Source organism: Mesorhizobium metallidurans STM 2683 (assembly GCF_000350085.1).
In the GTDB taxonomy this organism is placed as follows: domain Bacteria; phylum Pseudomonadota; class Alphaproteobacteria; order Rhizobiales; family Rhizobiaceae; genus Mesorhizobium; species Mesorhizobium metallidurans.
Map to the genome: position 1 here is coordinate 1 of NZ_CAUM01000123.1, position 5,159 is coordinate 5,159.

Annotated in this window: 7 protein-coding genes, 1 tRNA gene and 1 pseudogene; 6 read left to right on the forward strand and 3 right to left on the reverse strand. The window is 61.8% G+C overall.

The window, feature by feature from the left end; translation table 11 throughout:
* Window positions 1–57 precede the first annotated feature (57 nt).
* A tRNA-Leu gene (locus MESS2_RS20130) sits at window positions 58–142 on the forward strand.
* Between the two features lie 83 nt (window positions 143–225).
* Here the strand turns inward: MESS2_RS20130 and MESS2_RS20135 are convergent.
* Window positions 226–810 (reverse strand): GDYXXLXY domain-containing protein, encoded by a 585-nt coding sequence (locus MESS2_RS20135; RefSeq protein ID WP_008876278.1) that lies wholly within the window; start codon window positions 808–810, stop codon window positions 226–228.
* A complete protein-coding gene (locus MESS2_RS20140) occupies window positions 807–1,925 on the reverse strand; it encodes a DUF2157 domain-containing protein (protein WP_008876279.1) in 1,119 nt (372 codons plus the stop codon). Before MESS2_RS20140 ends, MESS2_RS20135 begins: the two co-directional genes overlap by 4 nt.
* Before the next feature lie 234 nt (window positions 1,926–2,159).
* Here MESS2_RS20140 and MESS2_RS31280 point away from each other — a divergent pair, with 234 nt between their 5' ends.
* The 5 genes from MESS2_RS31280 (at window position 2,160) to MESS2_RS20155 (ending at window position 4,961) form a co-directional block, all read left to right on the forward strand.
* Window positions 2,160–2,300, forward strand: coding sequence for a DUF1127 domain-containing protein (locus MESS2_RS31280; protein ID WP_006335194.1), 141 nt, complete (start codon window positions 2,160–2,162; stop codon window positions 2,298–2,300).
* A gap of 49 nt (window positions 2,301–2,349) precedes the next feature.
* Window positions 2,350–2,490, forward strand: a complete 141-nt coding sequence (locus MESS2_RS31285; RefSeq protein WP_008876280.1) for a DUF1127 domain-containing protein — start codon at window positions 2,350–2,352, stop codon at window positions 2,488–2,490.
* A 386-nt stretch (window positions 2,491–2,876) separates the two neighbouring features.
* Window positions 2,877–4,286, forward strand: coding sequence for a methylenetetrahydrofolate--tRNA-(uracil(54)-C(5))-methyltransferase (FADH(2)-oxidizing) TrmFO (gene trmFO, locus MESS2_RS20145; RefSeq protein ID WP_008876282.1), 1,410 nt, complete (start codon window positions 2,877–2,879; stop codon window positions 4,284–4,286).
* 68 nt (window positions 4,287–4,354) lie between these two features.
* Window positions 4,355–4,657, forward strand: a complete 303-nt coding sequence (locus tag MESS2_RS20150; RefSeq protein WP_008876283.1) for a type II toxin-antitoxin system ParD family antitoxin — start codon at window positions 4,355–4,357, stop codon at window positions 4,655–4,657.
* Window positions 4,629–4,961, forward strand: a complete 333-nt coding sequence (locus tag MESS2_RS20155) for a type II toxin-antitoxin system RelE/ParE family toxin (protein WP_157357781.1) — start codon at window positions 4,629–4,631, stop codon at window positions 4,959–4,961. Before MESS2_RS20150 ends, MESS2_RS20155 begins: the two co-directional genes overlap by 29 nt.
* 17 nt (window positions 4,962–4,978) lie before the next feature.
* Here MESS2_RS20155 and MESS2_RS20160 read toward each other — a convergent pair.
* Window positions 4,979–5,159: pseudogene (locus tag MESS2_RS20160) on the reverse strand (sterol desaturase family protein); the annotation flags it as partial.

Genomic DNA, 5,159 nt, shown 5'->3' on the forward strand with positions numbered 1-5,159 from the left:
CTCGATGTGGCCTGCGACATTGACAGAATGATGGCTACATGGGATTGGCCGGGCACTGCGGATGTGGCGGAATTGGTAGACGCCCTGGATTTAGGTTCCAGTGCCGAAAGGCGTGGGGGTTCGAGTCCCTTCATCCGCACCATCCTTCGCTCTTCGAGCTTCGGGTGGCAGGCCACCCGAAGATAGTTTGACGGGAGTATCCTCCGAAGCCTTGGCGAAGGAGGACTAATAAAGCGGTTCCTCGAACAGCGTCTTGTCGCCGTCAATCAGCGCCTTGATCTGCGCGGTGCCGTCCTTGGCGAGCGCGACGCGGATGCCGAATGGCCGCACCCGCATGTCGTTCTGGATCGCTATCCCCTCGCCTTCCGGCAGATAAAAGCGCTCGATACCGTAGTCCGGCGTGATCACCGTTGTTGCATCGCTCAGATTCCAGCCTTCGGCAACGTGCCCGGCAATATCGGCCTCGTCGGCTGCGGCCGGCGCCGGCGCCTGCCCAAACCAGGCAGAAGTCGGCTGCCAATAACCGTCGGCGCCCGGCTTCAGCCTGACCACGATCGGCGTGTCGTCGTTCGACAGCTTGCCGGCCGGGATATTGGCGATCAGCTTCACCGGTATACGCGAGATATCATAACCGAGGCGAATATAGTCGCCGCGCAGGAGATCGCGCGGATCGATCGGCTCGACCTTCAAGAGAACCTCTTTGCCGTCGCGCAGGATCGCCGCCCGGCCGGCGATGATCCAGCCCAGAAAGCCGATCTGAACGAGCGCCAGCACCAGCGCCGAGATGACAAGCCTTTTCCCGGTCATCATGCTCTTGCTCCTTCCACGCCAGACGCCTTCATGCGCTTTTCGATGCGGATGATGACAAGGGCAAGGACGCCGAGAAGCACCGCGGCGGCCAGGAAGAAGCCTGCCGTGTCGAGCATCGACTGCAGCATCACCACATAGATGATGGCAAGTTCGAAGGCGAAACCGGCATAGGCAACCCAGCGCAAGCCCCTGCTCTCGCGGCCGCCCAGCATGATCGCCGCGACAATGCCGGCGATCGCCACGGCCGAGGCAATAGCAAAGCCGCTGGTGTAGCTCGCTTCATCAGCCAGTTGGAACTGGATCATCGCAAGACCGGTGAGGCAGCCGATCAACGCGTGCAGGGGCAGCCGGCCGCCAAGCTGCAGGATCCTGTCGACAGTTCCGGCAGCGAAGATCGCCGCCGCGAACAGCAGCGCCGAGACGACCACCAAGGGAATAGCTACCTGCAGCGTTTCGTGATCCATGGCCAACAGCACGAGATAGAAGATGACCGACAGGATGATCAGGTGCCGCGCCGCCTGGCTGCGGGTCCAGAACGATATGGCAAACAGCGCGATTGCCATGACGACGAAGAGATGCGGAAATTCCGTGCGCCCGAAATAATCGAACCCTTTCAGGAACAGCCAGGCATCGGCGATGCCGACGGAAGCGACGGTCAGCGGGTTCGAGCGCAGCGCGACCGCCGCCAGCGCCGTGCCCGCGCCCCAGGTGACCAGGGCCGACGCCTCATCGCCGGACAGATGGTACATCTGGCCGATCAGCGCGATCGATCCGCCGAAGGCCGCGGCGGCGACGATCCACAGCGCCTCGCCGATCGCCGCATGGTCGCGCATCTTCAGCACCGCGCCGCCGACATAGCCGGCCAGGATGATGGCAAAGAGCGCCGCCACCCGCGCCAGCCGCGGGATGGCTTCCCAATTGGCGGCGACGAAGATCAGGATGGCCGCGCCAAACAGCAGCGCCGCCATCATCGCCAGGATCGAACCGAAGCTCAGCGATCCGCGTTCATTGGCCTCGACGTCGCGCGTCAGTGCGCCGGCCGTCGAGGCATCGATCAGGCCAGTCTGCAGCCATCGTGCAATATCGGCCCTCACCCGTGACGAATAGCTCGCCATGTCCTTCCCCTTGCTTGGTCTTTTTTCAGCCGAACCGGGCAAACCGTTGACGCCACGGCATTTTCCAATTCGGGCTTCTTTGTGACGAAGCCGTGAGCGCGTCGTGATGTTGCATTGCACAATTTGCATTGCTGCCATGCACCAATAGCGCTTTTAAATCGATATGACCCCACCTATCTTCATGGCGTACTGAAAGACGGAATGATCCGAAAGAAAGACGAAACGAGAAATACCATGAACTTGATCCGCAACTACCGCAACTGGCGCCGCTACCGGGACACTGTTTCCGAGCTGAGCCGCCTGAGCAACCGTGAACTGACCGACCTCGGCATCAGCCGCAGCGACATCCACTACGTCGCTCGCAAGGCGGTCTAATCCCTTCGGACCGCAAATGGTCCGAACCAGTTTTGAAAAGAGAACGACAATGAACCTGATCCGCAACTATCGTAACTGGCGCGTTTACCGCGACACCGTTAACGAGCTGGGTCGCCTTTCGAACCGCCAGCTCCATGATCTCGGCATCATCCGCGACGAGATCAAGATCGTCGCCCGCAAGGCGGTCTAACTACAAGAATTTCGCCAGGGTCGACCTCCTCCCCGACCCTGACGGATACGGTCAGCCTTCACCTCCTCCCGAGGGTTGACCACCAAAACGGCGCCCGCCGCACCTCCTCCCGCGGCGGGCGTTGTTCCCAAGGGCGAAAGAATTTCGTCCCAGGGCGAAAGAAATTTCGTCCCCAAAGGGTTTCGCCCCTTTTAAAACTGGCGAAAGAGATTTCGTCAAAGCCGACCTCCTCCCCGGCGATGACGAATACGGTCGATCTTCACCTCCTCCCGAGGATCGACCACCAAAACGACACCCGCCGGACCTCCTCCCCCGGCGGGTGTTGTTTTTTCCGAGGCAGGTTTGCCCAATTGCAATCGCAGCACTGAGCGATTATTCCGGCGCTCATGAGCAACAAACCCATTCACGTCATCGGCGGCGGCCTCGCCGGCTCCGAAGCCGCATGGCAGGCGGCCCAGGCCGGCATTCCCGTCATACTGCATGAAATGCGGCCGGTGCGCGGTACCGATGCGCACAAGACCGATGGGCTGGCCGAACTCGTCTGCTCCAATTCCTTCCGCTCCGACGACGCCGAAACCAACGCGGTCGGTCTGCTGCATGCCGAAATGCGGCTGGCCGGATCGCTGATCATGAGCGCCGGCGATGCAAACCAGGTGCCGGCCGGCGGCGCGCTGGCCGTCGACCGCGACGGGTTTTCGCAAGCCGTGACGAAAAAGCTTGAAGCGCACCCGCTCATCACGATCCAGCGCGAGGAAGTGCCGGGCCTGCCGCCGGCGGACTGGGACCAGGCAATCGTCGCCACCGGCCCGCTGACGGCGCCTTCGCTCGCCCAGTCGATCGCCGAGGCGACCGGCGCCGACGCGCTTGCCTTCTTCGACGCCATCGCGCCGATCGTTCATTTCGACACGATCAACATGAACATCTGCTGGTTCCAGTCGCGCTACGACAAGGTTGGCCCCGGCGGCACCGGCAAGGACTACATCAACTGCCCGATGGACAAGGAGCAATATCTCGCCTTCGTGCAGGCGCTTGTCGACGGCCAGAAGACCGAATTCAAGCAGTGGGAAGGCACGCCCTATTTCGACGGCTGCCTGCCGATCGAGGTGATGGCCGAACGTGGCGTCGAGACGCTGCGCCATGGGCCGATGAAGCCGATGGGGCTGACCAATGCCCACAATCCCAATGTGAAGGCCTATGCCGTCGTACAGCTCCGCCAGGACAATACGCTGGGCACGCTCTACAACATGGTCGGTTTCCAGACCAAGCTGAAGCATGCCGAGCAGGTGCGCGTGTTCCGCACCATCCCGGGCCTCGAAAACGCCGATTTCGCCCGCCTCGGCGGCCTGCACCGCAACACCTACATCAACTCGCCGATACTGCTCGACGCCTCGCTGCAGTTGAAGTCGCGTCCAGGCCTGCGCTTTGCCGGCCAGATCACCGGCTGCGAGGGCTATGTCGAGAGCGCCGCGATCGGTTTGCTCGCTGGGCGTTTCGCCGCCGCGGAGCGGCTCGGCCATCAGGCCTCGCTGCCGCCGCTGACCACAGCCTTCGGCGCGTTGCTCAACCACATCACCGGCGGCCACATCGTGTCCGACGATGAGCCGGGCAAGCGCTCCTTCCAGCCGATGAACGTGAACTTCGGCCTGTTCCCGCCGGTGGAAGCACCGAAAGCCGAGGGCAAGCGTCTGCGCGGCAAGGACAAGATCGTCGCCAAGCGGCGCGCGGTGACCTCGCGGGCGCTGGCCGATTGCAGGGAATGGCTGGGGCTGCCGGCGCGGGCGGAAGCGGCGGAATAGTTTTCCAAGTTGGACGCGCGGTATAGAGTAGGATACTATCCTACTCTATACAATATGAGAGCAATTCCATGGAACCTGCTGAGAAACTATCCGTCACCGTCACGCCTGCCATGGCGCGCATGATCCGCGAAAAGGTCGAGGACGGCTCCTTCGGATCGGTCAGCGAAGTCATCCGCGCCGCACTTCGCGCCTTCCAGCGTGAGGAGGAAGAGCACGCCGAGCGCATGGCCTCGATCAGGGCGCGCGTGAAGGCATCGATTGAGGATACGAGACCCGCCGTTCCGCTCGAAGAGGCGATCCACAGGGTAAAGAGCCGGATTTCACAACTCGCGCGAGACAATGATGATACAGCGTCTCGCCGTCGTTCTTAGCGAGAAGGCTATCACCGATCTCGAAGCGATTGCTGCCTACATCCTTGAGAGCAGCGGAAGCGAAAACATCGCGAGCAGTTTTGTCGATCGGATCAGAGATCGCTGCCAGAGCATCGGCAATGCGCCTCGTGGTGGTCGTTCCCGCGACGACATCGTGCCGGGACTAAGAGCTGTCCCATTCGAACATTCCGCCGTCATCGCCTATACCGTGGACGACGATCTCGTCCACATCGTCAACATCTTCTATGGAGGCCGCGACTACGAAGCGCTGATGCGTGATGCTGGTCCGAGCGACCCCTCATAGCCGTAGTAGTGAAACAGCTATTCGGCCGGCTTGATGGTCGCCGGCAGCCCCGGCTTGCCGGCTTCGCCCGGATTTCGTCTGACATAAGCCGCCTTCAGGCTCCCCGAGGTTTCGCGCGAACCGTCATGGCTCCAGCCCGGCGGCTTGATCAGATAGTTGATGCGGTCGAGCAGCCTGAGCCCTTGCGTTAATTTAAGG

Bases quoted from the DNA above. Each gene is read 5' to 3' on its own strand.
- MESS2_RS20135 (WP_008876278.1), bottom strand. From the start codon at position 810: ATGATGACCGGGAAAAGGCTTGTCATCTCGGCGCTGGTGCTGGCGCTC.
- MESS2_RS20140 (WP_008876279.1), bottom strand. From the start codon at position 1,925: ATGGCGAGCTATTCGTCACGGGTGAGGGCCGATATTGCACGATGGCTG.
- MESS2_RS31280 (WP_006335194.1), top strand. From the start codon at position 2,160: ATGAACTTGATCCGCAACTACCGCAACTGGCGCCGCTACCGGGACACT.
- MESS2_RS31285 (WP_008876280.1), top strand. From the start codon at position 2,350: ATGAACCTGATCCGCAACTATCGTAACTGGCGCGTTTACCGCGACACC.
- trmFO (WP_008876282.1), top strand. From the start codon at position 2,877: ATGAGCAACAAACCCATTCACGTCATCGGCGGCGGCCTCGCCGGCTCC.
- MESS2_RS20150 (WP_008876283.1), top strand. From the start codon at position 4,355: ATGGAACCTGCTGAGAAACTATCCGTCACCGTCACGCCTGCCATGGCG.
- MESS2_RS20155 (WP_157357781.1), top strand. From the start codon at position 4,629: ATGATACAGCGTCTCGCCGTCGTTCTTAGCGAGAAGGCTATCACCGAT.